This is a genomic window from Amycolatopsis solani (genome assembly GCF_033441515.1).
Lineage (GTDB): Bacteria > Actinomycetota > Actinomycetes > Mycobacteriales > Pseudonocardiaceae > Amycolatopsis > Amycolatopsis solani.
Genome location: NZ_JAWQJT010000001.1, coordinates 266,389 through 289,763 on the forward strand (window position 1 = coordinate 266,389; position 23,375 = coordinate 289,763).

Below are 23,375 nucleotides of genomic sequence, written 5' to 3' on the forward strand. Positions count from 1 at the left end.
TCCGGCTACCGCGAACGCGGTAGCGGAGTGCCGACGTGCGCACGACGACCGGCGGCGGCCTCGCGGACATGCTCGGAGACATCCGATCCGGGAAGCGAAGGAGCAGCTCATGAACATCGCCGTCAGCGCTTACGACCTGACGCCGGGACGACTGTGGTCCCTGGTGGGTGCCGCGCTGGGTATCGCCGGGGTGATCGTGGGCGGGCTGGCCCTCCGCCGCGGCAAGGGCGGGGTGGGCGGGGTGGTCGCGCTCGTCGCGGGAGCCGTGGGCGCGGTCGTCGGCGGGTGGGTCGTGGCGGCCGCGAAGGGCGGTCCGGGCACCGGCTACGGGATCGTCGGCGGCTACGCGGCGCTGGTGATCGGCCTGGTGGCGGTGGCCGTCAGCGGACTGGCGCTCGCGCGGTCCACTCGAACAGGTGATCGAAGGACATCTCCTTGACTTGCCTCGGGGTCGCGCGCCACGATGAACACATGTTCATGAACGTGCGTTCGCAACGAGGAGGATGGACATGACCGGGATCGTCAACACCGCGCAAGCCGAGGCGTGGAACGGCTACGAGGGCGAACATTGGGCAACGCACGCCGACCGCTATGACGCGGTGAACAGCGGCTTCAACGACTACTTGCTCGACCAGGTCGGCCCGGACGACCGGGTGCTCGACATCGGCTGCGGCAACGGCCAGCTGACCCGCCTGGCCGCGGCGCGAGCCCGGACCGCGACCGGGGTGGACCTGTCCGGGCCGATGCTGGCGACCGCGCGAGCCCGGGCGGCGCCGGTGCCGAACGTGAGGTTCGAGCAGGGCGACGTCCAGGTCCACCCGTTCCCCGACGGCGGGTTCGACCTGGCGGTCAGCCGGTTCGGGGTGATGTTCTTCGCCGACCCGGTGGCGGCGTTCGCCAACGTCCGGCGCGCGCTGAGCCCCGGCGGGCGCCTGGCGTTCCTGTGCATGACCGCCCTGGCGGGTACCGACCTCGGCCGGCTGTTCGGCGCGATGGCGCCGTACCTCCCCCAGCCGACGGGCCCGGACGGCAGCGGCCCGACGTCGTTCGCGGACCCGGACCGCACGAAGGCGGTCCTGACCGAAGCCGGCTTCGAAGACGTGGCGTGCACCCACGTCGAGGCGGACCAGGTCTGGGGCCACGACGTCCCGGACGCGGCGAAGTTCATCGCCGGCTGGGGCCCGGTCCGCCACCACCTGGGCCTGGTCGACACCGCGACGGCAACCCAGGCGACCGACGCCCTCACGGCGGCCCTGACGCCGTTCGCGACCCCAGACGCGATCCGCCTGCGCGGCACGGCGTGGCTGGTCACGGGAAGGAGGTCCTGACGAAGGTCCCCGTACGATGGCGGGGATGTCACCGAGGAGAGCCGCGGCCCAGAAGGACGGGCAGTCCCTGTACGACCTCCTGGTCGAAGCCGCCGAGAAGCTGATCGCCACCCGCGGCACTGCGGACCTGACCGTGCGCGAAATAGCCCGCACGGCCGGCGTCGCCGACGGCGTGCTGTACAACCACTTCTCCGACAAGGAGGAGCTGGTGGCCAGGGCCCTGAACAGGCACGTTCGCACGGCGGAGACGTTGCTGGGCGAGCTGCCGGTGGCGGGCGAAGGAACACTGGCGGACAACCTCCACCGCCACCTGGAGTACGGCCTCGGCCTCCACCGCATGATCGTCCCGGTGTTCAGCGGCCTCCACGGCAACCCCCAGATCCTCCAGCGCTTCACGGACATCGGCGAGCGCCCCGGCTACTGGCGCGACCGCCTGCTGGCGTACCTGAGGGAAGAGCAAGCCCTGGGCAGGATCCACCCGGAGTCCGATGTGGACGCAACAGCGGTACTGCTGGTGGGCTACTGCCACGAGACGGTCCTGGGCACGATCTTCCCCCACGCAAGCCGAACCAACCCCCCAGAGCCGGCCGCGGTGATCAGAACCGTGCTCAACGGCATAGCACCCAGCCACCCCTAGCCGGCCCCAGCCCACCAACTGGCCCGGACGACCACCCCGCTCCCATCCGTCGGGCGCCCGCTCCCACGAAACCGCGCCTACCGGCCGGGCACTCGCTCCCGAGCCTCTCCGCCGGGCACTCGCTCACCCACCCGCGACCGGCCCGCACCCTCCGCCCGGATCACGCGCCTCGCACCCTCCACCCCTGCCCGCCCACAACCCACCGCGCGGCCCGCGAACCCCAGCGCTCGCACCCCGCAAGCCCACCGGTCGCTCGCTCAGCACACCCGTGACCGGCCCGCCCGGCACCACCCGCAATGCGGCCCCACCCCACGAACCCCGGCCCACCCAACCTTGCGCGCGCACCTCGCACCCCCGCCTAAACCATCGAATTCCCGCTCACCGTGGCCTCAGGAACCTCCTGCACCACATCCCAGTGCTCCACGATCCGCCCGTCCCGCACCCGCATCACGTCCGCGATCGCGCTGCCCCGCGCGTTCGGCGTCAACCTCATCAAGCTGTGCGTGCACACCAGGTCGTCCTCCGCGACCACCCGCCTCACCTCCAGCGTCAACTCCGGAAAACGAGCCACGAACCCCGCCAGATACCTGGCCGATTCCGCCGCACTCCCCGGTGCGTGCGGGTTGTGCTGGACGTAGTCCTCGCCCACGTACGTCTCGAACGCCACCTCCGGGCGCTTCTCCCCGAACGCCACCCGGAGGAACCCGAGGACCACTTCCTTGTTCCGCTGCGAATCCGTCATCACTGTCCGTCCTTTGTGGAGTTATCGACACCAACCCCACCATCCGCGAAACAGAAAGGGAAAGACCTGTGGACTCTGCCGCGATACTCTCCCGGTATGGACGATGTCGAGGTCCGTGAGCTGCGGTATTTCCGCGCGGTCGCCGAGGAGCTGAACTTCTCGCGTGCCGCCGAGCGGCTCGGGATGGCGCAGCCGCCGCTTTCGCGGGCGATCCGGTTGCTGGAGCGGCGGCTCGGCGTGCAGCTCTTCGAACGCACCAGCCGGCACGTGTCGCTGACACCGGCCGGGAACGTCCTGTTCGTCGAGTCCGCGAAGGCGCTGGACGCGGTCGCCGCGGCGGTGCGGCGGACCCGGCGGGCGGTCCAGCAGCTGCCGGCTCTGGTCGTCACCGCGAAACCCGGGGTCGCGACCGATCTGCTCCGGCGGATCGCCGAAGCGCACCCGGATCCGGTGGAGATCCGGGTCAGCGGGTTCGGCGAACAGGCCGACCTGCTGCGCGATGGCCAGGCCGACGTCGCGGTGCTCGGGTGCCCGGGCGACCACGACGGGCTGGACGTCGAGGTGCTCGTCAGCGAGCCGCGGGTCGCCGCGCTGCCCTCGGGGCACGAGCTGGCCCGGCGTTCGGTGCTGACCTGCGCGGACTTCGCCGGGCGGGCCACGCCGCTCTGGCCGGGCTCTTCCGCCGCGGAGCGGGCGTACTGGTCGGGGCAGGACGTCACCGGTGGGCCCGTGACGCCGGGGCCCGTGGTGCGCGACAGCGCCCAGCTGCTGGAGACCGTCGCGCTCGGGCAGGCGATCGCGCTGCTGCCGGCGTCGGTGGCCGACCTGCGGTCGCGCCACGACGTCGTCTACCGGCCGGTGGTGGACGCGACGCCGTACGCGCTCGCACTCGCCTGGGCGGCCACCGCGCGTGACTTGCGGATCGCAAGGTTCGTGCGGACGGCCATCGAGCTCAGCGAAGCACGACCTCGACCGGGAGCTGTGCCGGCGGGGTGAGCGAACGGATCACCGGCGGCACCCGGACGTCGTCGGCCTCGAACGCCACGCGCAGCTGATCGACGTCCGCGCCGGCCATCAGCTCGACCAGCTCGTCGGCGCGGGCGAGGGCCGCCGGGTCGAGCGCGGCGGCGGTGTCGAGCTCGCCCCAGAGGTCCCACTGCAGCATCTCGTGCTTGTTGAGCGCGGCGAGGTCGAGCACGAGGTTGTGCCGCGCGTACGGGAGGCCGCGCAGGAACGGCGCGTCCAGGTCCGGGGAGACGACCAGCCGGGCCGGGTCGAGGTCGCCCGCGCGGGCGGCCGTCCACGCGTCGGCGCCGGTCAGGAAGTGGTCGCGGGGCACGTCGAGGAGGTCGAACCCGCCCGGCTCGTCGAAGCCCGGTTCGACGAGGCGCCAGCCGGAGCCGTCGTGGACTTCGGCGACGACGTGGTCGATGAACCAGCCGCGCATCAGGTAGCCGGCGAAGCCGACGCGGACACGGGCCGGGATTCCGTGGTGGCGAGCCATCGAAACGAATAGGAGGGTGTAATCGCGGCAGCAGCCGACGATCCGGTGCAACGGCGGGCGCGGTCCACCGGGTGGTGCCGGGTCGAGTTCGCGCAGGCGCGCGAACATGTCCGACGCGTAGCGCAGGGTGATCTCTTCGCGGCGCGAAGCGGGAAAGCCGTGCTGCGTGATGTCGCCGTGGGCCCAGTAGTGGAACACGAGCTGGAAGGCCGCGTCGCGCAAAGCCGCGACGTCGCGGGGTGTCGCGTCGAGCCAGGACGCCTGCGCGCCCGGGTCGGAGAAGCGGCTTTGGCTGACGTAGAAGTCGTCCATGGGCCGACGCTAGCGGGATTTACCCGGCTTGCGCGGCCAGTTCGCCGCGGAACGTCGTGCGGTAGGCGCTCGGCGACACCCCGAGGGCCGCTTGGAAGTGCTGGCGCAGGGACGCCGCCGTGCCGAAGCCGGCTTCGGTGGCGACGCGGTCGACCGGGAGGGCGGACTCCTCGAGGAGCTGGCGGGCGCGCTCGACGCGTTGCTGGGTCAGCCACTGCAGTGCCGAGATGCCGACTTCCTCGCGGAAGCGGCGGGTGAACGTGCGGGTGCTCATCGCCTCGCGGGCCGCCAGCTCGCGCAGGGTCAGCGGCCGGTGCAGGTTCTCCAGGGCCCAGGCTCGCGCTTCCTTCGTCGACGACGTGCGCGGCTCGGGTACCGGGCGGCGGACGAACTGGGCCTGGCCGCCCTCGCGGTGGGGGGACACGACCGTGCCGCGGGCGACCTCGTTGGCCACGGCGGCGCCGTGGTCGCGCCGGATCATGTGCAGCACCAGGTCGATGCCGGCGGCGACGCCCGCCGAGGTCAGCACGTCGCCGTCGTCGGTGTAGAGCACGCAGGGGTCGACGTCGACCGCCGGGAAGCGCTCCTGCAGTTCCTCGGCGGAGCGCCAGTGGGTGGTGGCCGGGCGGCCGTCGAGGAGCCCGGCCGCGGCGAGCACGAACGCGCCGGTGCAGATCGACGCGATCCGCGCGCGCTCCGGGATGCGGGCGAGCGCGGCTTCGAGCGGCGGGGTCAGCACGCGCGCCAGCGGCTCGTACTCGACTCGGGACGCCGGGACGATCACCGTGTCCGCCTCGGCCAGGACCTCGGGGCCGCGGTCGACCGGGATGGTGAAGTCCGCATCGGTGCGCACCGGCCCGGGCTCGAGCGTGCAGGTCACGACCTCGTACAGCGGCTCGCCCGACGCCGAACGCGCCTCGCCGAACAGCCGGTGGACGATGCCGAGCTCCATCACGAGCATCCCGTGCCGCACGAGGACGGCGACGTGGTGGCGGTTCGGGTGCGCGAATTCGGGCATGGCCCGATTCTTGCACAGGTTGGCCATCGGGCCACTCGAATCGGCCCGCGACCGGCGTGATCATCGAGGTCATGAACGTCTTGTGGGTTTTCGCGCATCCCGAGCCGCGCTCGCTGAGCGGGGCCCTCCGCGACGACGGGCTCCGGACGCTGCGGGAGCTCGGGCACGACGTCCGGGAGTCGGACCTCTACGCGATGAAGTGGAACCCGGTGGTCGGCGCCGCCGACTTCGGGGCGTACGAACAAGACCGGCTGAGCCCGGACATCGTTGCCGAGCACGAAAAACTGCGCTGGGCGGACGCCGTCGTCGTGCAGTTCCCGCTGTGGTGGTACGGCTTGCCGGCGATCCTGAAGGGCTGGTTCGACCGCGTTTTCGTGAAGGGCTTCGGGTATGGCGTCCGCGGCGAAGACGGCCGGACGCTGCGCTACGGCGAAGGCCGGCTCGCGGGCAAGCGCGCGGTGGTGGTGCTCACCGCGGGTGCCCGCGAACCGGCCATGGGACCGCGCGGGGTGAACGGCGCGCTCGCCGACGTCCTGTTCCCGCTGCACCACGGGACGCTGTTCTACGCCGGGATGTCCGTGCTGCCGCCGGTGCCGGTCTTCGGCGCCGACCGGGTGTCCGGCGAGCAGTTCGTGAAAGCCCGCGACCTACTGCGAAGCCGCCTCCGCGCACTCGAAACGACGGAACCGATCCCGTTCCGCACCCAGAACAGCGGCGACTACGACGACGATCTCGTCCTGCGGCCCGACCGCGCGCCGGGCGCGGAAGGGCTCGCCGTCCACCTCACGCGGGCAGGGTGAGGCGCTGGCCGAGACCGCCGTCGACGGGGAGGTCGGCGCCGGTGGTGAACGTGGCCTCGAAGGCCAGGAACAGCACCGCCGCCGCCACCTCCTCGGACGTCGCGTGGCGCTTCAGAGGCGTGACTTCGTCGCCCGTCGTCTTGAACTGCGCCAGCACTTCGGCCGGTACGCCGGTGACGCCCATCGTCGGCGTGTCCGTGTAGCCCGGGCTGACCACGTTGACCCGGATCCCGCGCGGCGCCAGCTCGGCCGCGTACGTGCGCGCGAACGACCGCACCGCCGCCTTCGCCGCCGAGTACAGGCCCATGCCGGCGATCCCGGCCTCGGCCGCGACCGACGTCGTGAAGACGAACGAGCCGCCGGGCCGCACCAGCGGGGCCAGGCGCTGCGCCGTGAAGTACGCGCCCTTGGTGTTGACGTCGAAGGTCCGGTCGTAGACCTCGGGCGTCGCCGCCTCGTACGGCGTCAGCGTCGAGAAGCCGACGTTGACGAACACCAGGTCCAGCTCGCCGAGTGCCGACGCGGCGACCGCGCCCAGCTCGGCGACGTCGGTGAGGTTGGCCGCGTCCGACGACAGCAGGTGCGCCTTGCCCGGCAGCTTCCCCTCCAGCGGCGAGACGTCGCGGCCGGTCAGCAGCACCTCGGCGCCGCCGTCGAGCAGCGCGCGCACCACCGCCAGGCCCATGCCGTGCGTGCCGCCGGTGACGACGGCCTTCTTCCCCAGGTACTTCACCGGATCTCCTCGATGACGCTCGCGATGGCGTGCGCGCCGTGGCCCGAGGCCACCGCGCGGTCGAACAACGCCCGCAACGCCGCGGGCACCTCCGTGCTGATCCCTTGCGAACGGCTCGTCTCGACGAGCATGCCGAGCCCGGCCGCGTTGATGTCCAAAGCGGACACGTCGGTCTCGTAGTCGCCGCTGGCGACCTGCGCGCCGATGCCGGTCAGGAACCCGCCGACCGACGACAGCCAGTCCAGGGCCATCGGCGTGAACTCCCCCGGCGTGACGCCTTCGCTGCCGACCAGCGCGAGCGCGTGCAGGTAGCCGCCCATCGCCGACCACATGACGCCGAGCAGGGCCAGGTCGTACAGGGCCGCCAGCCCGGCGTCCTCGCCGAGGAACACCGGCTCGCCGAGCACCGCCAGCACGTCCCGCTGCGCCGCGAACGCGGGTTCCGAGCCGCTGTACAGGATCCGCGCGCCCGGTGTCCCGATGCCCTGCGGCACCGCCATGATGACGCCGTCCACGTAGTCGATGCCCTCCGACGCCGCCCACTTCGCGACGCCGCGGGCCTGGTCCGGCGTCCCGGACGTCAAGTTCACCAACGTCCGGCCCCGCAACGCGGCCGCGTCGAGGACCGGCTGCTGGGTGTCGTATGTGGACAGACAACTGACGACGACGTCCGCCGAAGCCGCCTCGGCCGGCGTGGCCGCGAGCCGGGCGCCGCGGTCGAGCAGCGGGCCCGCCTTGAGCGGCGAACGGTTCCACACCGAGACGTCGTGTCCCGCCCCCAGCAGCGCGCCGGCGAGGGCGGCGCCCATCCGCCCCAGGCCGAGCACGCCCACCTGTTTCTTGCTTTCTCCCATGGGTTCCATGCTGCGAGGCGCGCTTTACACTGGACAAGTACCGACTAATAAGTCAGGTACCCACCCAAAGGTAAGGATCCTGCATGCAGCCTCGGACCTACCGCTGCGGACTGGACGCGGCGGTCGACGTGATCGGCGGGCGCTGGAAGGCCCTGATCCTGTGGGCGCTGCACGCCGAGCCGCTGCGGTTCGGCGAGCTGAAGCGGAAGGTGGCCGGGATCAGCGAGAAGATGCTCATCCAGGCGCTGCGGGAACTGGAGGCGGACGAGGTGGTGCACCGCGAGGTGTTCCACGAGATCCCGCCGAAGGTCGAGTACTCGCTGACCGAGCTGGGTCAGCGGCTGAACACCGCGTTGCTGCCGCTGGGCGACTGGGGCGAGGAGAACATGACCGGCATCGCGAAGCGCCGCGGCGTCACACCGGCACCCCCGCATACCGCTTCAGCGTGATGGCGTTGCCCGCCTTGAGCGGCAGCTCCTCGATCAGCTTGCGGAACTTCCGCCACGCCCGCGTCGGCGGGACGAACCACTTCCAAGTCCTCGACGACGGCAGCGCCGGCTGATCGACCCGGGCCACGCGCCGTCGGGCGCCGACCTGGTCGACGGCCTGCGCCGGATCGCGCAGGCCGTCGCGAACTAGGCGGTGACCAGGTCCGCGCCGGTGAAGAACGCCGGTGCGGCCGCCATCGCGTCCTCGTCCAGCAGGACGTCGCCGGGGCGGCTGCCGTTGCCGAGCAGCACCCCGCCCCAGTTCATGCCCAGGTACTCCGCGCAGAGTTCCAGCGTGCCGATCAGCGGCTGGGCTTCGCGTGCGGTCTCGCTCAGCACGCTGACGCCCCACAGCGACTTCCCGCGCATCCGCGGCTTGAACTCCACCGGCAGGCGCATCCAGCCGGACCAGTAGTCGAGGTAGAGCTTCACGCTCGCCGCGAGCGAGTACCAGTACACCGGCGACACGACCACGATGTCGGTCGCGGCGAACGTCGCGTCCATCAGCAGCTGCTCGTTCTCGCCCGGCTCCGGGTGCGAACCCGCGCCGTGACGGCGGTCCTCGAACGGCGGCAGCGGCACCTCCGGCAGCCGGATCCACCGCTGCTCGACGTCTCCGGGCAGCGCCTTCGCCGCCCGCCGGGCCAGCATTTCCGTGTTGCCACCGGCCCGCGCGGCACCCACCAGGAACAGGAAGCTGCGGTCGCTCATGTTCGAACCCCTCCAGTTATTTGCATGTACATATAAAGACTGCCCATGGACTATCCTGGCGTCAAGAGGAGGGCGGGAAATGACCGTCGACGAACAGTCCTGGGGCCGCATGCTCGTGCTGCACGCCCGGATCGAGCAGGACCTCGCCAAAGCACTGCAGCGGCGCCACGGGCTCGGCCTGTCCGAGTACCGCGCGCTCGGCAAGCTGGTCGCCGGGCCGCGCGGCGGGCTGCGGATGCAGGAGCTCGCGGACGCCATCGGGCTCAACCAGAGCTCGGTCAGCCGGATGTGCGCCCGCCTCGAGGACGCCGGCCTGACCATCCGCGACCTGTGCGAGGACGACCGCCGCGGCGTCTACTCGGTGATCACCGACGCCGGCCGCAAGCGCTACGCCGAAACCGAGCCGACGTACTGCGCGGTGCTGCGGACGGCGCTGGACCAGGCCGCGAGCGACCCGGAGCTGGCCGGCGCGGTCGCCGCCGTCCGCGGCGCTTGACCCTTATATGCCCCGGTGATTATATACAGGCATGCCCGCGAACCTGCTGACCGACGACGACCGTCCCGTCCTCCGGCTGGAACGCCGGCTGAAGCACGCGCCCGAGCGGGTCTGGCTGGCGATCACCGATCCGGCCGAACTCGAGCACTGGTTCCCGGCCAAGGTCGACGTCGAGCTGCGTGACGGCGGCGCGATCCGGTTCACCTTCCCCGGCGAGGACACCTCGACGACCGGGCGGGTCGTGACGGCCGACCCGCCGCGCGAGTTCACCTTCGTCTGGAACGACGACACCCTGCGCTGGCTGATCTCCCCGGACGGCGACGGCAGCCTCCTCGAGTTCACGCACACCTTCGGCCGCGGCGACCCGGCGATCGCGAAGCTCGCCGCGGGCCGCAACGCCGCCGGCTGGGACTTCTGCCTCGACGCCCTCGACGCGTGGCTGTCCGGCCGCGACGCCGAGCAGCCGCCGGACTGGCACGCCCGCATGGCGTCCTATGTGGACGAATTCGGCCTCGGCGACGGCGAGGTGCTCGCGGACGGGACGATCCGCTTCCGCCGCGACCTCGGCTGGAAGCCGGTCGAGGAAGTCCGGGCGCTGCTGCCGGACGAACCCGGCTGGCACGTGCTCCAGGATCCCCTCGACGGCACCCGCGTCGAGTTCACCGAGGCACGCGAAGCCGACGTCGCCGCGCAGCTGGCGCGGCGGCACGAGCAGCTCGACAAGCTGTTCGCCGCCACTCACGACGTCGTCCTGCCGGACTGGACGCCCGACCGCGTGGCGGCCGCGCGGAAGCACTACGCGGAGCGTCCGCCCCAGGGTTGACGCGCGCCCGCCGGGGTCCGCATTACGTTCGGTTCATGCGCGTTCGCGTGGTTCTCGACGTACTGGCCGTCCTCGTGCTGGCGATCGGCGCCGGCGGCAATCTCGCCGCCGGCGCGTGGACGCTGCCGCCGTGGCTGCCCGCCTGGCTCGGCTGGGCGATCCTGCTGACCAGCGTCACCCCGATCCTGCTGCGGCGCTGGTGGCCGCGGCCCGCCTACGTCCTTTCCCTCGTGCTGACCGCGGCGGCGATCCCGATCGGCGGGCCGGTGCTGGCGGTCGCGGTGGTGGCGGCCGGGTGCGCGCTGTACACGTTCGTCGTGCACCGCGGCAGCCGCGCCTCGCGGGTCGGGTTCGCGGCCGGGCTGCTCGGGATCGGCCTGCTCGGCATCGCGGTGCCGAACCCGAGCACCGCGACGACGGTGAACTTCGGGGCGTCGGCGCTGATCGTCGGGTTCGCGCTCGGCATCGCCGTCCACGGCCGCCGCGAGTACGCCGCGATCGAGCGGGAAAACCACGCGCGGGAAGCGGTTTCCGCGGAACGGCTGCGGATCGCGCGGGAGATGCACGACGTCGTCGCGCACAGCATGAGCCTGATCGCGGTGAAGGCGGCGGTCGGCAACCACGTCGCCCTCGAACAGCCCGACCAGGCGCGGGAAGCGTTGCGGGTCATCGAAGACACGAGCCGCGAGACGCTGGCCGAACTGCGGCGCGTGCTGGGAGTGCTACGCGACGGCACCGGCGTCCCGGCCCTCGCGCCCGCGCCGACGCTCGCCGACCTGCGCGCGCTCGCCGACCGCGCGCAGCTGACCGGCCTGCCGGTCGACCTCGCCGTCGAAGGCCTCGACGAACTCCCGGCCGGCGTCGGCCAGTCGGTGTACCGGATCGTGCAGGAGGCGCTGACCAACGTGGTCAAGCACGCGGCCGCGACGACGTGCCGCATCCGCGTCACGGGCGGCGACGGTGAGGTCGCCATCGAAGTCCGCGACGACGGCCGCGGCGGCGACGCGACCCCGGGCCACGGCTTGATCGGCATGCGCGAGCGCGTGGCCGTCTACGGCGGCGAGTTCTCCGCGACCCCCTCCGACGACGGCTTCCGCGTCTTCGCGCGGCTCCCCTACGAGACGGCGGTGGCCCGATGACCCGCGTCCTGATCGCCGACGACCAGGCCCTGCTCCGCGGCAGCTTCCGGGTACTGGTCGACAGCGCCCCGGGCCTGGAGGTGGTCGCCGAAGCCTCCGACGGCGTCGAGGCGGTCGCCCTGACGCGGCGCGAGCGGCCGGACGTCGTGCTCATGGACGTCCGGATGCCTTCGATGGACGGCATCGAGGCAACGCGCCTGATCAGCGCTTCGACGGAAGCCCGGGTGCTGATGCTGACGACGTTCGACCTGGACGAGTACGTCTACGCGGCGTTGCGCGCGGGCGCGAGCGGGTTCCTCCTGAAGGACACGCGCCCGGCGGACCTCCTGACGGCGATCGAAGTCGTGGCATCCGGCGACGCGCTGCTCGCACCGTCGGTGACGCGACGGCTGGTCGCCGAGTTCGCGCGGCTGCCGACGGGCCCGGTCACGCGCCTGGACGGCGTGACGGCACGGGAACAGGAGGTGCTGACCCTGATCGCGCGCGGGCTGTCGAACGACGAGATCGCGGCGCGCCTGCACCTGGGGATCGCGACGGTGAAGACGCACATCGGGAGGTTGCTGCACAAGCTCTCGGCCCGCGACCGGGCGCAGCTCGTGATCGCGGCGTACGAATCCGGCCTGGTCGGCCGGACGTTGCCTACGCCACACGCGAAGTGACCGGCAAGTAGCTAAGCTCCCGTGGCATGAGCAGTGCGACGGAGCCGCTCGGGACGCCGCCCGAGGATGAACCGGACATCCACACCACGGCCGGCAAGCTGGCCGATCTGTACCGCCGGTACGACGAGGCGGTGCACGCGGGCTCGGCCCGTGCGGTGGAGAAACAGCACGCCAAGGGCAAGAAAACCGCGCGAGAACGGATCGAGCTGCTGCTCGACGAGAACTCGTTCGTGGAGCTCGACGAGCTGGCCCGGCACCGCTCGACCAACTTCGGCCAGGAGAAGAACCGGCCCTACGGCGACGGCGTCGTCACCGGGTACGGCACCGTCGACGGGCGCCCGGTGTGCGTGTTCAGCCAGGACGTGACCGTCTTCGGCGGCAGCCTCGGCGAGGTCTACGGCGAGAAGATCGTCAAGGTCATGGACCTGGCGATCAAGACCGGCCGCCCGATCGTCGGCATCAACGAAGGCGGCGGCGCGCGCATCCAGGAAGGCGTCGTCTCGCTCGGCCTTTACGGCGAGATCTTCCGCCGCAACGTCCAGGCGTCCGGCGTCATCCCGCAGATCTCGCTGATCATGGGCGCGAACGCGGGCGGGCACGTCTACTCCCCCGCGCTGACCGACTTCGTCGTGATGGTCGACGAGACCTCGCAGATGTTCATCACCGGCCCGGACGTCGTCAAGACGGTCACCGGCGAGGACGTCACCTTCGAGGAGCTCGGCGGCGGCCGCACCCACAACACGAAGTCCGGCGTCGCGCACTACCTCGGCAACGACGACGAAGACGCCATCGCCTACGTCAAGGAACTGCTCTCCTACCTGCCGCAGAACAACCTGTCCGACGCGCCCGTGTTCGAGCCGTCGGACGCCCCGGCCGGCTTCTTCGACGACGTCACCGACGCCGACCGCGAGCTCGACACGATCATCCCGGACTCGCCGAACACCCCGTACGACATGCACGAGGTGATCACACGCGTCGTCGACGACGGGGACTTCCTCGAGGTCCACGAGCTGTTCGCGCCGAACATCATCGTCGGCTTCGGGCGCGTCGACGGGCAGAGCGTCGGCGTCGTCGCCAACCAGCCGACGCAGTTCGCCGGCTGCCTCGACATCGACGCGTCCGAGAAGGCCGCGCGGTTCGTGCGCACCTGCGACGCGTTCAACATCCCGGTGCTGACCTTCGTCGACGTGCCGGGCTTCCTCCCCGGCACCGACCAGGAGTGGAACGGCATCATCCGCCGCGGCGCGAAGCTCATCTACGCCTACGCGGAGGCCACGGTCCCGCTGGTCACGATCATCACGCGCAAGGCGTACGGCGGCGCGTACGACGTCATGGGGTCCAAGCACCTCGGCGCCGACATCAACCTGGCGTGGCCGACCGCGCAGGTCGCGGTGATGGGTGCCCAGGGCGCGGCGAACATCGTCCACCGCAAGACCCTGGCGAACGCGGCGAACGAGGGTCGCGACGTCGACGCGTTGCGCGCGGAGCTGATCCAGGAGTACGAGGACACGCTGCTCAACCCGTACGCGGCGGCCGAACGCGGTTACGTCGACTCGGTCATCGTGCCGGCGCACACCCGCGGGCACGTCGCGCGGGCGTTGTCGCTGCTGCGGAACAAGCGCGAGTCGCTGCCGCCCAAGAAGCACGGGAACATCCCGCTGTGACCGGCGAAGAGCGTCCCCTGCTGCGGGTGGTCCGCGGGAACCCGAGCGACGCCGAACTGGCGGCGCTGACGGCGGTCGTCGCCGCGGCATCGGCGGCTTCGCCCGCGGAGAAGCCGAAGCCGCGCACGTCGTGGTGGGGCGATCACGCGGCTTCGCTGCGCAAGCCGCTCCACGCCGGCGAAGGTGCTTGGCGCGCTTCGGGGCTGCCCGGCTTCTAACGCGGCAGGGCGTCGAGGAAGACGGTCGGGACCTCGTTTTCCCGCACGATCCGGCCCAGCAGCGTCGCGAGCCGGTCGCGGTCCGCGGTGGGCAGGTTCGCGGCCAGCTCGTCGATCCGACGGCACGTCGCCGCGTAGAAGTGCTCCGCGAGCTCGCGGCCTTCGCCGGTCAGGACGACGTGCACGGCGCGGCGGTCGTCCGGGTCGGGCTCGCGGTGGACGAGCCCGCGCCGCACCGCGCGGTCGACCAGGCCGGTGAGACTCGATTTCTCCAGGCCGAGCGTCGCGCCCAGCTCGCCCATGCCGTAGGGCTGCGCCATCAGCACGCACAGCAGCTGGCCCTGCTGCACGGTGAGCCCGTACTCGCGGGCCGACTCGGCGTAGACGGCGTTCACCAGGAACGACGCCCGCACGAGCCCGGCCACCACACCGAGGTCCTCCCCGCTTTTCCCCATCCCCACAGCCTACTTCGCGACGGCCTCGCGCACGGCGGGCACGATTTCCCCGGCCCACCGCGCGGCGGCGGTCTCGTCGGGCGTGCGACCGCCGGGCCCGAAGAGCACGAAGCCGGCGGCGCCGTGCTCCAGCACCGCACCGGTCAGCTCCTCGATCCATTGCGTGGTCGAGCCCCCGATCCACCTTCCGTCGTCGCCGCGGGTCTTGGCGAGCGGTTCCGCGGTGATGCGGCCCGGGAAGTTGTAAACGGTGACGATCGCACCCGGCTCCCGCCCGGCATCGACGGCGGCCTGGTCGATCACGGGACGCGAGGTGCGGTACCGCTCACTGAGCCAGTCGGCGGCGTGCCCCGGCATCCACCCGTCGGCCACCCGCCCGGTGACGGCGAGCGACTTCGGCCCGACCGACCCGGTCCACACCGGCGGCATGGCTTCTTGCGCGGGTACGAGGTTCGTGACCCGGTGGAACTCGCCGTCGAAGGTGACGGGGTCACCGCCCCCGCCGAGCAGCTTGACCAGCCGGATGCCCTCTTCGAAGGCGCGGACGGCTTGGCCGGGTGTCAGCTTGGTGAACCCGAGCCGCGCGATGTCGTCCCAAAGCCCGCCGACACCCATGCCGAGCACGATCCGCCCGCCGGTCAGCGCCGAGAGGCTCGTGACCGTGCGCGCGAGCATCGCCGCGGGCCGGGTGGGGAGGTTGGTGACGCTGACGAGCCCGGAGATCCGCTCGGTTTTCCCCAGCAGGACCCCGAGTTCGGCGTAGGCGTCGAGCCGATCGGCGTGGTACGGGTGATCGGAGACGGTGAGCAGATCGAGCCCGCCGCGGTCGGCTTGGACGGCGAGTTCGAGGGTGGCGGGGACGGCTGTGGTGGCGGTGGAGACGCCGATGCCGAAGTGAGTCATGAATCCTCCCAGTTAGTTCGTACTACGAACTTATCATGGATGGTTCCTAGCGCGAACTACTTAAGAAGCTGCCTCCGCACCGTGTACGCACCGTCACAGAAACGACCGTGGACCCGTCCCTACCCCACGCCGTATAGTCCACGTGGAATAACCGACCTGGAGGGAACACGCCATGGCCTCGGCCAAGCTGACGCCGCTCGGTATCGCCGTGCTCGAACTGCTGCACGAGAAGCCGATGCACCCGTACGAGATGGCTCAGCTCATGCGGGAGCGGTACGTCAACACGCGCGTCAACGTCAAAGCCGGGTCGCTCTACCACACCGTGGAACGCCTGCGGCGCGACGGACTCATCGAGGTCGTCGACACGCAGCGTGACGGCAGGCGGCCCGAACGGACCGTCTACGGCATGACGCAGGCGGGCCTCGACGAGTTCAACCAGCGGGGTCGCGAGCTGCTCGGCGATCTCGCCGCCGAGTTCCCCGCTTTCCTGTCCGGGCTCGCCGTGATCGACGAACTGGGGCGCGAGACCTCGTTGATCGAGCTCGAACACCGGGTCACGCGGCTGCGCGCCGCGGTGGCCGCCGACCAGGCCGTGCTGGAGCGGCTGGCCGGCGACGACACGCCGCCGATCTACTGGCTCGACTGGCGCTACCAGTGCGACCACCGGAAGTTCGAGCTCGAGTGGACCGAGCGGCTCCTCGACGACCTCAAGTCCGGGCGGATCCCGTTCCAGGACTGCGAACAACCCAAGCTCACGCTCATCACCAGGGAAGACGACGATGAACGCCAGACAAGCTAACCCGTGGGCCGCGCTCGGCGCGTTGTGCCTCGGCTTCTTCATGATCCTGCTCGACACGACGATCGTGACGATCGCGATCCCCACCATGCTGCGCGATCTGAACGCCGGGCTGAACTCCGTCGTCTGGGTGATCAGCGTCTACCTGCTCACCTACGCGGTACCGATGCTGTTCACCAGCCGGCTCGGCGACCGCTTCGGGCCGAAGCGGGTGTTCCTCGCCGGGCTCGTCGTGTTCACCGGCGCGTCGCTGTGGTGCGGGCTCTCCGGCAACGTCGAAATGCTGATCGCCGCGCGTGCCGTGCAGGGGCTCGGGGCCGCGCTGATGACGCCGCAGACGCTGGCGTTCATCACGCACCTCTTCCCGCCGGCCAAGCGCGGCCCGGCGATGGGCATGTGGGGCGGCGTCGCCGGCCTGGCGACGATCGCCGGCCCGCTGCTGGGCGGCGTGCTGGTGGACCACTTCGGCTGGGAGTGGATCTTCATCGTCAACGTGCCGATCGGCGTGATCGCCATCGTGCTGACGCTGCTGCTGGTTCCGGACTGGCAGCCGAAGCACTCGCACTCCTTCGACCTGCTGGGGATCTTCCTGTCGAGTGCGGCGCTGCTCTGCATCGTGTTCGGCGTCCAGAACGGCCAGCAGTACGACTGGGGCACGGTCTTCGGCGGTATCACCGTCTTCGAGATCATCGGCGCCGGCGTGGTGCTGCTGGCCGCGTTCCTGGTGTGGCAGCGCTTCAACAAGCGTGAGCCGCTGCTGCCGCTGCAGGTGTTCTCGAACCGGAACTTCTCCGCGGGGACGCTCACCGCGACCACCGTCGGCTTCGCGATGACCGGCATGTTCCTGCCGCTGGTCATCTACATCCAGTCGGTGCTCGGGCTGACCCCGACCATGGGCGGCCTGCTGACCGCGCCGATGTCGCTGCTGTCCGGGATCGTGGCGCCGTTCATCGGGCGCGCGTCGGACAAGGTGAACGGCAAGTACCTGGTCATCTTCGGCCTCGCCGCGCTCGCGGCCGGGCTGGGGGTCATCGCGCTGCAGGCGACGCCGACGAGCAGCCCGTGGGCGTTCATCCCGGCGCTGCTGCTGTGCGGGCTCGGCATCGGCTGCATCTTCTCGCCGATGAGCAACATGACGATGGGGTCGGTCGAGCCGCGGCTGGCCGGGACGGCGTCCGGCATCTTCAACACCGCCCGCCAGGTCGGCGGCGTGCTGGGCAGCGCGGCGATCGGCGTGCTGCTGCAGGCGCGGATCAGCGCGTCCATCGCGGACGAAGCGACGAAGGCGGCTTCGCAGCTGCCGGAGCAGTACCGGGCGCCGTTCGCCGACGGCATCGCGCACGCCGCCGCGAGCACCGGCGAGTTCGGTTCGGCCGGCGGGCCGGCGCCGATGCCGGGGCTGCCGGCGGAAATCGCCGCGCAGGCGGGGAAGCTGGCTTCGGAGGCGGTCCACAGTGGACTCACCGACGCCGCCCGCGTGACGATGCTGCTGCCGATGGGCGTGCTGCTGCTGGGGATCCTGTCGGCGGCGCTGTTGCGGAAGGTCAAGCCCCGCTGGGAAACCCCGGCGCCGGCGCCCGAAGCCGCCGCGGCCTGAAAACCGTGCGAGCCCCCGGTGTCGGGTGCCGGGGGCTCGCACGGACCGCGGGAGCGGTGGTCTCTGGTCCGGAATCAGCTCCGGCGCCGGGCCGAGCCGGCCCGGCGCGGCGCGCGGCGTTTCGTCCACCACGACGACCGCGGTACCGGCGTCGATTCCGTCACGCGCACGGTCATGGGCACCTCCCGCGCCGGATCCATATGTTGCGAGCCACAACAAAATAACTCTCCCGCGAAGTGGTGCCGGTCACAATTCGGTCACGACGGGCGGCCGGGTAGGTTCCCGGGGTGCAGTTCGTCCTCGCTTCCCAGTCCCCCGCCCGGCTCGCCCTCCTGCGCTCCGCTGGCCTCGATCCCGCCGTGTTCGTCTCCGGCGTCGACGAGGACGCCGTGGCCGCCGCGCTGACCGATCCCTCGCCTTCGGAACTCGTCGCCGCCCTCGCCGCGGCCAAGGCCGAAGCCGTCATCGACAAGGTCGCCGCGGTGCACCCCGACGCCGTCGTCGTCGCCTGCGACTCGATGCTCGACATCGGCGGGCAGATGGTCGGCAAACCGGCCGATCCGGACATCGCGCGGCAGCGCTGGGCCGCGATGGCCGGGACATCCGGTGAACTCCTCACCGGACACGCGGTCGTCCGGCTCGACGGCGGCACGCGCGCCAAGGAGGCCGCGGGCTGGGAATCGACGACCGTCCGGTTCGGCACGCCGAGCGAGCGCGAGATCGACGCCTACGTCGCCAGTGGCGAACCGCTGCACGTGGCGGGCGGCTTCACGATCGACGGCCGGGGCGGCTGGTTCGTCGAAGGGCTCGACGGCGGCCACACGAGCGTCATCGGGATCAGCCTGCCGCTGACGCGCCGGCTGCTGGCCGAGGTCGGCGTCAGTGTCGTGGATCTCTGGGAGCGTCCCGCATCCTGAGAAGGGCGCCACACGAACGGGTGATCCGGAAGAGTCCGCTCTTGCCTAACGTTCTCCTGACGAGGCAAGACGAGAAATTTTCGAGCACCGGAGTCGCCCCGTGTCTTTCGTACGGACATACACCAAACCGCGGGTGTTCGCGGCCGCGGTCCTCGGCTCGCTCGTCGTCGGCGCCCTGCTGGGTGTCGTCGCACGGCAGACCGAGGCCGGCTGGCTGACCGATCTCCTCGACCAGATCGGCACCATCTTCACCACGCTGCTGCAGATCGCGGTGATCCCGCTGGTCTTCACGGCCATCGTGGTCGGCATCAACAGCCTCCGCGGGCTCGGCGGCGGCCGCACCGCCGCGCGCCTCGGCGGCAAGACGGTGCTGTGGTTCGCGATCACGTCGTTCATCGCGTCCCTGATCGGCATCGCGGTCGGCAAGCTCTTCAACCCCGGTGCCGGCGGGCTCGGCGGCGTCGAGGCGACCGCCAAGAACGCCGACAAGGCCGCGGCCAGCGTCGACCACTGGGGCTCGTGGAGCGCCTTCATCGACGGCCTGCTGCCGGAGAACTTCGTGAAAGCGTTTGCCGACGGCGAGACGCTGCAGGTGCTCTTCCTCGCGCTGGTGATCGGCGCGGCCGCGTACAGCCTCGGTGACAAGGCCAAGCCGTTCGTGGACTTCACGACGAGCGTCTTCGAAATCATCCAGCGCTACCTCGGCTGGATCGTCCGGCTGGCCCCGATCGGCATCATCGGCCTGATCGGCGCGGCCGTCTCCAACTACGGTGACGCGCTGTTCCGGCCGCTGTTCTCCACCACGCTCGCGGTGTACGTCGGCTGCCTGGTCGTGCTCTTCGTCGTCTACCCGATCCTGCTGCAGTTCGTGGCGAAGGTCAGCCCGCTGAAGTTCTTCGCCAAGGCGGGCACGGCGATCCAGTTCGCGTTCGCGTCGCAGTCCTCGGCCGCGACGCTGCCGCTGACCCGCCAGTCCGCGGTCAACCTCGGCGTCCAGCCGGCGTACGCGGCCTTCGCGACCCCGCTCGGCAGCGCGACCAAGATGGACGGCTGCGCGGCGGTCTTCCCGGCGATCGCGGCGATCTTCGTCGCGAACCTGGCGGGGGTGTCGCTGAACTTCTGGCAGTACGTGGGCATCGTCGTGGTCGCCGTGGTCGGCGCGCTGGCGACGGCCGGGACCACGGGCTGGCTGACGGCGTTCACGCTGACGACGTCGTTCATCGGCCTCGACGCCAAGCAGGTGGCGCTCGGCCTGGCGCTGATCTACTCGGTCAACCCGATCATGGACATGATGCGGACCGCCACGAACGTCGCCGGCCAGATCGCCGTCCCGGTGATCGTGGCGCGCGGCGAAGGCCTCCTCGACGAAGAGGTCCTCAACGCCCCGACGGACAACCCGCTCCACAGCGACGACGGCACTTCCGCCCGCCACGCGGAACCCGCCCCCGCCTGAGCGCAACTTTCGTCATGAAAGTGACGGGTTTGGGTCAGGAAGTGGGGCAGGGGCGGAGGTCGGCGCGGGTGAGGCGGATGTCCGGCCAGCCGCGCAGGTCCGAGGGGGCGGTGTAGCGGCGGGTGCAGCCGACCGACTTGCCCGTCAGGTCGTACACCTCGCCCAGCACCGGCGACGCCTCGCACTTCGGGGTGCCGGACGCCGCGCCACCGCAGTCGTGGCGGACCACGATCACGTCCGCGCGGCCGTCGGCCGTGACGTCGTAGAGCGACAGCGTCCCGGCGTCCGCGTAGTACGGCTTGCCCGGGTCGCGCCACACTCCCCCGCTGCCGACCAGCAGTTCGCCGTACGCGGCCGTGCCGTCGTCGCTGTCGTCGCCGACGTCGCCGCGGACCAGGCACGCCGGGGCGGCGCCGTCGACGCAGCGCAGCGAGTTCTGGTCCAGCCGCACGCCCAGCTGGGCGATCGCCAGCTCGAACACCGTGCCCGGCTCGGGCCCGACGCGCAGCCGCGCCGATCCGCCGGACGTGTCGGTCAGCAGCACCACCGGCGTGCCACCGACGGTGACCGCCGCGAGCTGGCGACAGGGGCCGCCGCCGCAGGTCACCGCGGGTGCTACCGGCGCCGCCGCGGGTTCGGCCGCGCCTGAGGGCACCTCGGGGCGCGGGCGCAGCGCGAACACGGCGCCGATCGCGCCCAGCGTCACCACCGCGGCCAGCACCGCCGTGAGCAGCGCCGACCGGGGCGTCCGCGCTGCCGTAGTCCGCATAAGACAGAGCGTAAGCCGGTTCGCGACGGTGTGTGGGCAACGCCCGGGCCGATGTGGCTGAAATCCCCCGGCCGGGCACCCGATCGGTGAGGGCGTGGCTCGCGCAGCGTGTCCGTCTATGTTGTCCCCGTGACCAACCCGAACCTTCCCCCCGCCCTGTACCTCCCCACCGGCCCGGCCAGCGCCGAGACCGAAGGCGCCTCGATCGAACTCCGCCGGACGCCGGACGGCCGCACCGCGCTGGTCGCGTTCACCGCGCTGGACCGGCTGATCGACTGCTGCGGCGAGCACCAGCCGTGGGTGCTGGTGAACACCGAGCACCTGCCGAAGGTGCACGCCGCGAACCCGTACGACGTGATCGTGCTCGACTCGCCGCTGCCCCAGGAGCTGCGCCACCACGTCTGAGCGTGGTTCACCTCTCACTCAACTGACTCGCGACGTCATATCCGTAGACTCCCCGGTACCGCGTGGGCGGTCAGCAATGCAGCTGTCGGGACGCAGGAGGTGCGGGGTGGCCGAGCAGGTCGGCGAATCCACCGGTGGTCCGGTGACCAAGATCCTGGTCGCCAACCGGGGCGAGATCGCGGTACGCGTGATCAGAGCGGCCAAGGACGCCGGTCTGGCCAGCGTCGCGGTGTACGCCGATCCGGATCGCGACGCACCGCACGTCCGGCTGGCGGACGAAGCCTTCGCGCTCGGCGGGACCACCGCCGCGGAGAGCTACCTCAACATCGAAAAGCTCCTGGACGCCGCCAAGCGCTCGGGCGCCGACTCGGTGCACCCGGGCTACGGCTTCCTCTCCGAGAACGCGGACTTCGCCCAGGCGGTCATCGACGCCGGGCTGACCTGGATCGGGCCCGGCCCGCAGGCCATCCGCGACCTCGGCGACAAGGTCACCGCGCGCCACATCGCGATGCGCGCGGGCGCGCCGCTGGTGCCGGGCACCAAGGAGCCGGTGCAGGACGCCGCCGAGATCGTCGCGTTCGCCGACGAGCACGGCCTGCCGGTGGCCATCAAGGCCGCGTTCGGCGGCGGCGGGCGCGGCCTCAAGGTCGCGCGCACCCGCGAAGAGATCCCCGAGCTGTTCGAGTCGGCCACCCGCGAGGCGGTCGCCGCGTTCGGCCGCGGCGAGTGCTTCGTCGAGCGCTACCTGGACAAGCCGCGGCACGTCGAGGCCCAGGTACTGGCCGACATGCACGGCAACGCGATCGTCGTCGGCACCCGCGACTGCTCGCTGCAGCGGCGGCACCAGAAGCTCGTCGAAGAGGCGCCCGCGCCGTTCCTGAGCGACGACCAGCGCGCGCGCATCCACTCCTCGGCCAAGGCGATCTGCAAGGAAGCCGGGTACTACGGCGCCGGCACGGTCGAGTACCTCGTCGCCACCGACGGCACGATCTCCTTCCTGGAGGTCAACACGCGCCTGCAGGTCGAGCACCCGGTGTCGGAGGAAACCACCGGCCTCGACCTCGTCCGCGAGATGTTCCGCATCGCGCGCGGCGAAAAGCTGCGGATCACCGAAGACCCCGAGCCGCGCGGCCACTCCATCGAGTTCCGCATCAACGGCGAGGACGCCGGCCGCGGCTTCCTGCCCGCGCCGGGCACGGTGACGAAGTTCGTCGCGCCGAGCGGCCCCGGCATCCGCGTCGACTCCGGCGTCGAGTCCGGCAGCGTCATCGGCGGGCAGTTCGACTCGATGCTGGCGAAGCTGATCGTCACCGGCTCGGACCGGAACAACGCCCTCGAACGCAGCCGCCGCGCGCTGGCGGAGATGGTCGTCGAGGGCATGGCGACCGTGCTGCCGTTCGACCGCGTGATCGTCGACGACCCCGCGTTCATCGGCGACGAGAACGGCTTCAGCGTGCACACGCGCTGGATCGAGACGGAGTTCGACAACCGGATCGAGCCGTTCGTGGCGCCGGACGTCGAGACCGCCGAAGAAGAGCCGCGGCAGAACGTCGTGGTCGAGGTCGGCGGGCGGCGCCTGGAAGTGTCGCTGCCGGGCGGGTTCGCGCTCGAAGGCGGCGGCGGGGGCGGCACCGCCGTCAAGGCGAAGCCGCGCAAGCGGGCCGGCGGCACCAAGGCCGCGGTCAGCGGCGACGCCGTCACGGCGCCGATGCAGGGCACCATCGTCAAGGTCGCCGTCGAAGAGGGCCAGACGGTCGAAGCCGGTGAGCTGATCGTCGTCCTCGAGGCGATGAAGATGGAGAACCCGGTCACCGCACACAAAGCGGGCACCGTCACCGGACTTTCCGTCGAGGTCGGCGCCGCCGTGACGCAGGGCACACAACTGCTCGAGCTGAAGTAGGACGGTTCGTTACAGATGTCGTGGTGGGCCGCCCCCGAGGCGGCCTACCATCGA

General features: G+C 71.3%; 28 protein-coding genes. 18 read left to right on the top strand and 10 right to left on the bottom strand.

The features are described 5' to 3' along the window. Positions 1-109 precede the first annotated feature (109 nt). The 3 genes from SD460_RS01275 (at position 110) to SD460_RS01285 (ending at position 1,965) form a co-directional block, all read left to right on the top strand. Positions 110-439: a DUF6223 family protein gene (locus SD460_RS01275; RefSeq protein WP_290053432.1), complete on the top strand. Its 330-nt coding sequence runs from the start codon at positions 110-112 to the stop codon at positions 437-439. Positions 440-509: 70 nt separating this feature from the next. Further along, positions 510-1,328 (top strand): class I SAM-dependent methyltransferase, encoded by an 819-nt coding sequence (locus SD460_RS01280; RefSeq protein ID WP_290053434.1) that lies wholly within the window; start codon positions 510-512, stop codon positions 1,326-1,328. Between the two features lie 25 nt (positions 1,329-1,353). Further along, on the top strand, positions 1,354-1,965 hold the full coding sequence (locus SD460_RS01285) for a TetR/AcrR family transcriptional regulator (RefSeq protein ID WP_290053438.1): 612 nt from the start codon (positions 1,354-1,356) through the stop codon (positions 1,963-1,965). 358 nt (positions 1,966-2,323) lie between these two features. On the opposite strand, the gene SD460_RS01290 is transcribed toward SD460_RS01285, so the two are convergent. Further along, on the bottom strand, positions 2,324-2,707 hold the full coding sequence (locus tag SD460_RS01290) for a nuclear transport factor 2 family protein (protein ID WP_290053440.1): 384 nt from the start codon (positions 2,705-2,707) through the stop codon (positions 2,324-2,326). Between the two features lie 96 nt (positions 2,708-2,803). On the opposite strand from SD460_RS01290, the gene SD460_RS01295 reads away from it, so the two are divergent. After that, positions 2,804-3,703, top strand: coding sequence for a LysR family transcriptional regulator (locus SD460_RS01295; protein ID WP_290053442.1), 900 nt, complete (start codon positions 2,804-2,806; stop codon positions 3,701-3,703). Here SD460_RS01295 and SD460_RS01300 read toward each other — a convergent pair. Continuing rightward, positions 3,660-4,523 (bottom strand): transglutaminase-like domain-containing protein, encoded by an 864-nt coding sequence (locus SD460_RS01300; protein ID WP_290053444.1) that lies wholly within the window; start codon positions 4,521-4,523, stop codon positions 3,660-3,662. The genes SD460_RS01295 and SD460_RS01300 overlap by 44 nt on opposite strands. A gap of 19 nt (positions 4,524-4,542) precedes the next feature. Further along, the gene (locus SD460_RS01305) at positions 4,543-5,541 is read right to left on the bottom strand and encodes a GlxA family transcriptional regulator (protein WP_318305838.1); all 999 of its coding nucleotides are present in this window, start codon (positions 5,539-5,541) and stop codon (positions 4,543-4,545) included. A gap of 71 nt (positions 5,542-5,612) precedes the next feature. Here SD460_RS01305 and SD460_RS01310 point away from each other — a divergent pair, with 71 nt between their 5' ends. Continuing rightward, entirely contained in the window at positions 5,613-6,341 is a 729-nt protein-coding gene (locus tag SD460_RS01310) for an NAD(P)H-dependent oxidoreductase (protein ID WP_290053447.1), read from the top strand. Here the strand turns inward: SD460_RS01310 and SD460_RS01315 are convergent. Together SD460_RS01315 and SD460_RS01320 are read right to left on the bottom strand one after the other, a co-directional pair. Continuing rightward, entirely contained in the window at positions 6,325-7,074 is a 750-nt protein-coding gene (locus tag SD460_RS01315; protein WP_290053450.1) for an SDR family oxidoreductase, read from the bottom strand. The genes SD460_RS01310 and SD460_RS01315 overlap by 17 nt on opposite strands. Beyond that, positions 7,071-7,928: an NAD(P)-dependent oxidoreductase gene (locus tag SD460_RS01320; protein WP_290053452.1), complete on the bottom strand. Its 858-nt coding sequence runs from the start codon at positions 7,926-7,928 to the stop codon at positions 7,071-7,073. The genes SD460_RS01315 and SD460_RS01320 overlap by 4 nt, the downstream gene beginning before the upstream one ends. Before the next feature lie 83 nt (positions 7,929-8,011). Between SD460_RS01320 and SD460_RS01325 the strand changes: the two genes are divergently transcribed. Further along, entirely contained in the window at positions 8,012-8,377 is a 366-nt protein-coding gene (locus SD460_RS01325) for a winged helix-turn-helix transcriptional regulator (RefSeq protein ID WP_290053453.1), read from the top strand. On the opposite strand, the gene SD460_RS01330 is transcribed toward SD460_RS01325, so the two are convergent. Both SD460_RS01330 and SD460_RS01335 read right to left on the bottom strand, forming a co-directional pair. After that, positions 8,343-8,504 (bottom strand): hypothetical protein, encoded by a 162-nt coding sequence (locus SD460_RS01330; protein WP_290053455.1) that lies wholly within the window; start codon positions 8,502-8,504, stop codon positions 8,343-8,345. The genes SD460_RS01325 and SD460_RS01330 overlap by 35 nt on opposite strands. A 59-nt stretch (positions 8,505-8,563) precedes the next feature. Then, positions 8,564-9,127: a flavodoxin family protein gene (locus tag SD460_RS01335; protein WP_290053457.1), complete on the bottom strand. Its 564-nt coding sequence runs from the start codon at positions 9,125-9,127 to the stop codon at positions 8,564-8,566. A 79-nt stretch (positions 9,128-9,206) separates the two neighbouring features. Between SD460_RS01335 and SD460_RS01340 the strand changes: the two genes are divergently transcribed. The 6 genes from SD460_RS01340 to SD460_RS01365 are packed head-to-tail and all read left to right on the top strand — an operon-like array spanning position 9,207 to position 14,126. Next, a complete protein-coding gene (locus tag SD460_RS01340) occupies positions 9,207-9,623 on the top strand; it encodes a MarR family winged helix-turn-helix transcriptional regulator (protein ID WP_290053460.1) in 417 nt (138 codons plus the stop codon). Between the two features lie 31 nt (positions 9,624-9,654). Continuing rightward, a complete protein-coding gene (locus SD460_RS01345) occupies positions 9,655-10,446 on the top strand; it encodes an SRPBCC family protein (RefSeq protein ID WP_290053462.1) in 792 nt (263 codons plus the stop codon). 35 nt (positions 10,447-10,481) lie between these two features. After that, positions 10,482-11,585 carry a sensor histidine kinase gene (locus tag SD460_RS01350; protein ID WP_290053465.1) on the top strand — a complete coding sequence of 368 codons (1,104 nt, stop codon included), beginning with the start codon at positions 10,482-10,484 and terminating at the stop codon, positions 11,583-11,585. Continuing rightward, the gene (locus tag SD460_RS01355) at positions 11,582-12,244 is read left to right on the top strand and encodes a response regulator (protein ID WP_290053468.1); all 663 of its coding nucleotides are present in this window, start codon (positions 11,582-11,584) and stop codon (positions 12,242-12,244) included. The genes SD460_RS01350 and SD460_RS01355 overlap by 4 nt, the downstream gene beginning before the upstream one ends. Before the next feature lie 26 nt (positions 12,245-12,270). Then, positions 12,271-13,908, top strand: a complete 1,638-nt coding sequence (locus tag SD460_RS01360; RefSeq protein WP_290053471.1) for an acyl-CoA carboxylase subunit beta — start codon at positions 12,271-12,273, stop codon at positions 13,906-13,908. After that, the gene (locus SD460_RS01365; protein ID WP_290053474.1) at positions 13,905-14,126 is read left to right on the top strand and encodes an acyl-CoA carboxylase subunit epsilon; all 222 of its coding nucleotides are present in this window, start codon (positions 13,905-13,907) and stop codon (positions 14,124-14,126) included. Before SD460_RS01360 ends, SD460_RS01365 begins: the two co-directional genes overlap by 4 nt. Here SD460_RS01365 and SD460_RS01370 read toward each other — a convergent pair. Continuing rightward, on the bottom strand, positions 14,123-14,581 hold the full coding sequence (locus SD460_RS01370) for a MarR family winged helix-turn-helix transcriptional regulator (protein WP_290053476.1): 459 nt from the start codon (positions 14,579-14,581) through the stop codon (positions 14,123-14,125). The two genes, SD460_RS01365 and SD460_RS01370, sit on opposite strands and share 4 nt — an antisense overlap. 9 nt (positions 14,582-14,590) lie before the next feature. Continuing rightward, positions 14,591-15,484 (bottom strand): LLM class flavin-dependent oxidoreductase, encoded by an 894-nt coding sequence (locus SD460_RS01375; protein WP_290053477.1) that lies wholly within the window; start codon positions 15,482-15,484, stop codon positions 14,591-14,593. 172 nt (positions 15,485-15,656) lie between these two features. Between SD460_RS01375 and SD460_RS01380 the strand changes: the two genes are divergently transcribed. From SD460_RS01380 to SD460_RS01395, 4 genes are all read left to right on the top strand, one after another. Beyond that, positions 15,657-16,283 (top strand): PadR family transcriptional regulator, encoded by a 627-nt coding sequence (locus SD460_RS01380; RefSeq protein ID WP_290053479.1) that lies wholly within the window; start codon positions 15,657-15,659, stop codon positions 16,281-16,283. Next, a complete protein-coding gene (locus SD460_RS01385; RefSeq protein ID WP_318305839.1) occupies positions 16,264-17,877 on the top strand; it encodes a DHA2 family efflux MFS transporter permease subunit in 1,614 nt (537 codons plus the stop codon). The genes SD460_RS01380 and SD460_RS01385 overlap by 20 nt, the downstream gene beginning before the upstream one ends. Positions 17,878-18,164: 287 nt before the next feature. Next, positions 18,165-18,794, top strand: coding sequence for a Maf family protein (locus SD460_RS01390; RefSeq protein WP_290053484.1), 630 nt, complete (start codon positions 18,165-18,167; stop codon positions 18,792-18,794). Positions 18,795-18,894: 100 nt separating this feature from the next. Then, a complete protein-coding gene (locus SD460_RS01395; protein WP_290053486.1) occupies positions 18,895-20,247 on the top strand; it encodes a dicarboxylate/amino acid:cation symporter in 1,353 nt (450 codons plus the stop codon). 34 nt (positions 20,248-20,281) lie between these two features. Here SD460_RS01395 and SD460_RS01400 read toward each other — a convergent pair whose 3' ends face one another. Continuing rightward, positions 20,282-21,016, bottom strand: a complete 735-nt coding sequence (locus SD460_RS01400) for a hypothetical protein (protein WP_290053488.1) — start codon at positions 21,014-21,016, stop codon at positions 20,282-20,284. 129 nt (positions 21,017-21,145) lie between these two features. On the opposite strand from SD460_RS01400, the gene SD460_RS01405 reads away from it, so the two are divergent. Together SD460_RS01405 and SD460_RS01410 are read left to right on the top strand one after the other, a co-directional pair. Next, positions 21,146-21,421, top strand: coding sequence for an SAV_915 family protein (locus tag SD460_RS01405; RefSeq protein WP_086673790.1), 276 nt, complete (start codon positions 21,146-21,148; stop codon positions 21,419-21,421). A gap of 106 nt (positions 21,422-21,527) precedes the next feature. Continuing rightward, the gene (locus SD460_RS01410; RefSeq protein WP_290053493.1) at positions 21,528-23,321 is read left to right on the top strand and encodes an acetyl/propionyl/methylcrotonyl-CoA carboxylase subunit alpha; all 1,794 of its coding nucleotides are present in this window, start codon (positions 21,528-21,530) and stop codon (positions 23,319-23,321) included. Positions 23,322-23,375: the final 54 nt, after the last annotated feature.

Excerpts from the sequence above, each read along its gene's own strand:
- SD460_RS01375 (WP_290053477.1), bottom strand. The coding sequence starts at position 15,484 with ATGACTCACTTCGGCATCGGCGTCTCCACCGCCACCACAGCCGTCCCC.
- SD460_RS01275 (WP_290053432.1), top strand. The coding sequence starts at position 110 with ATGAACATCGCCGTCAGCGCTTACGACCTGACGCCGGGACGACTGTGG.
- SD460_RS01380 (WP_290053479.1), top strand. The coding sequence starts at position 15,657 with ATGGCCTCGGCCAAGCTGACGCCGCTCGGTATCGCCGTGCTCGAACTG.
- SD460_RS01325 (WP_290053453.1), top strand. The coding sequence starts at position 8,012 with ATGCAGCCTCGGACCTACCGCTGCGGACTGGACGCGGCGGTCGACGTG.
- SD460_RS01400 (WP_290053488.1), bottom strand. The coding sequence starts at position 21,016 with ATGCGGACTACGGCAGCGCGGACGCCCCGGTCGGCGCTGCTCACGGCG.
- SD460_RS01385 (WP_318305839.1), top strand. The coding sequence starts at position 16,264 with ATGAACGCCAGACAAGCTAACCCGTGGGCCGCGCTCGGCGCGTTGTGC.
- SD460_RS01295 (WP_290053442.1), top strand. The coding sequence starts at position 2,804 with ATGGACGATGTCGAGGTCCGTGAGCTGCGGTATTTCCGCGCGGTCGCC.
- SD460_RS01280 (WP_290053434.1), top strand. The coding sequence starts at position 510 with ATGACCGGGATCGTCAACACCGCGCAAGCCGAGGCGTGGAACGGCTAC.
- SD460_RS01350 (WP_290053465.1), top strand. The coding sequence starts at position 10,482 with ATGCGCGTTCGCGTGGTTCTCGACGTACTGGCCGTCCTCGTGCTGGCG.
- SD460_RS01320 (WP_290053452.1), bottom strand. The coding sequence starts at position 7,928 with ATGGGAGAAAGCAAGAAACAGGTGGGCGTGCTCGGCCTGGGGCGGATG.
- SD460_RS01355 (WP_290053468.1), top strand. The coding sequence starts at position 11,582 with ATGACCCGCGTCCTGATCGCCGACGACCAGGCCCTGCTCCGCGGCAGC.
- SD460_RS01300 (WP_290053444.1), bottom strand. The coding sequence starts at position 4,523 with ATGGACGACTTCTACGTCAGCCAAAGCCGCTTCTCCGACCCGGGCGCG.
- SD460_RS01370 (WP_290053476.1), bottom strand. The coding sequence starts at position 14,581 with ATGGGGAAAAGCGGGGAGGACCTCGGTGTGGTGGCCGGGCTCGTGCGG.
- SD460_RS01290 (WP_290053440.1), bottom strand. The coding sequence starts at position 2,707 with ATGACGGATTCGCAGCGGAACAAGGAAGTGGTCCTCGGGTTCCTCCGG.
- SD460_RS01305 (WP_318305838.1), bottom strand. The coding sequence starts at position 5,541 with ATGCCCGAATTCGCGCACCCGAACCGCCACCACGTCGCCGTCCTCGTG.
- SD460_RS01335 (WP_290053457.1), bottom strand. The coding sequence starts at position 9,127 with ATGAGCGACCGCAGCTTCCTGTTCCTGGTGGGTGCCGCGCGGGCCGGT.
- SD460_RS01360 (WP_290053471.1), top strand. The coding sequence starts at position 12,271 with ATGAGCAGTGCGACGGAGCCGCTCGGGACGCCGCCCGAGGATGAACCG.
- SD460_RS01310 (WP_290053447.1), top strand. The coding sequence starts at position 5,613 with ATGAACGTCTTGTGGGTTTTCGCGCATCCCGAGCCGCGCTCGCTGAGC.
- SD460_RS01345 (WP_290053462.1), top strand. The coding sequence starts at position 9,655 with ATGCCCGCGAACCTGCTGACCGACGACGACCGTCCCGTCCTCCGGCTG.
- SD460_RS01285 (WP_290053438.1), top strand. The coding sequence starts at position 1,354 with ATGTCACCGAGGAGAGCCGCGGCCCAGAAGGACGGGCAGTCCCTGTAC.
- SD460_RS01340 (WP_290053460.1), top strand. The coding sequence starts at position 9,207 with ATGACCGTCGACGAACAGTCCTGGGGCCGCATGCTCGTGCTGCACGCC.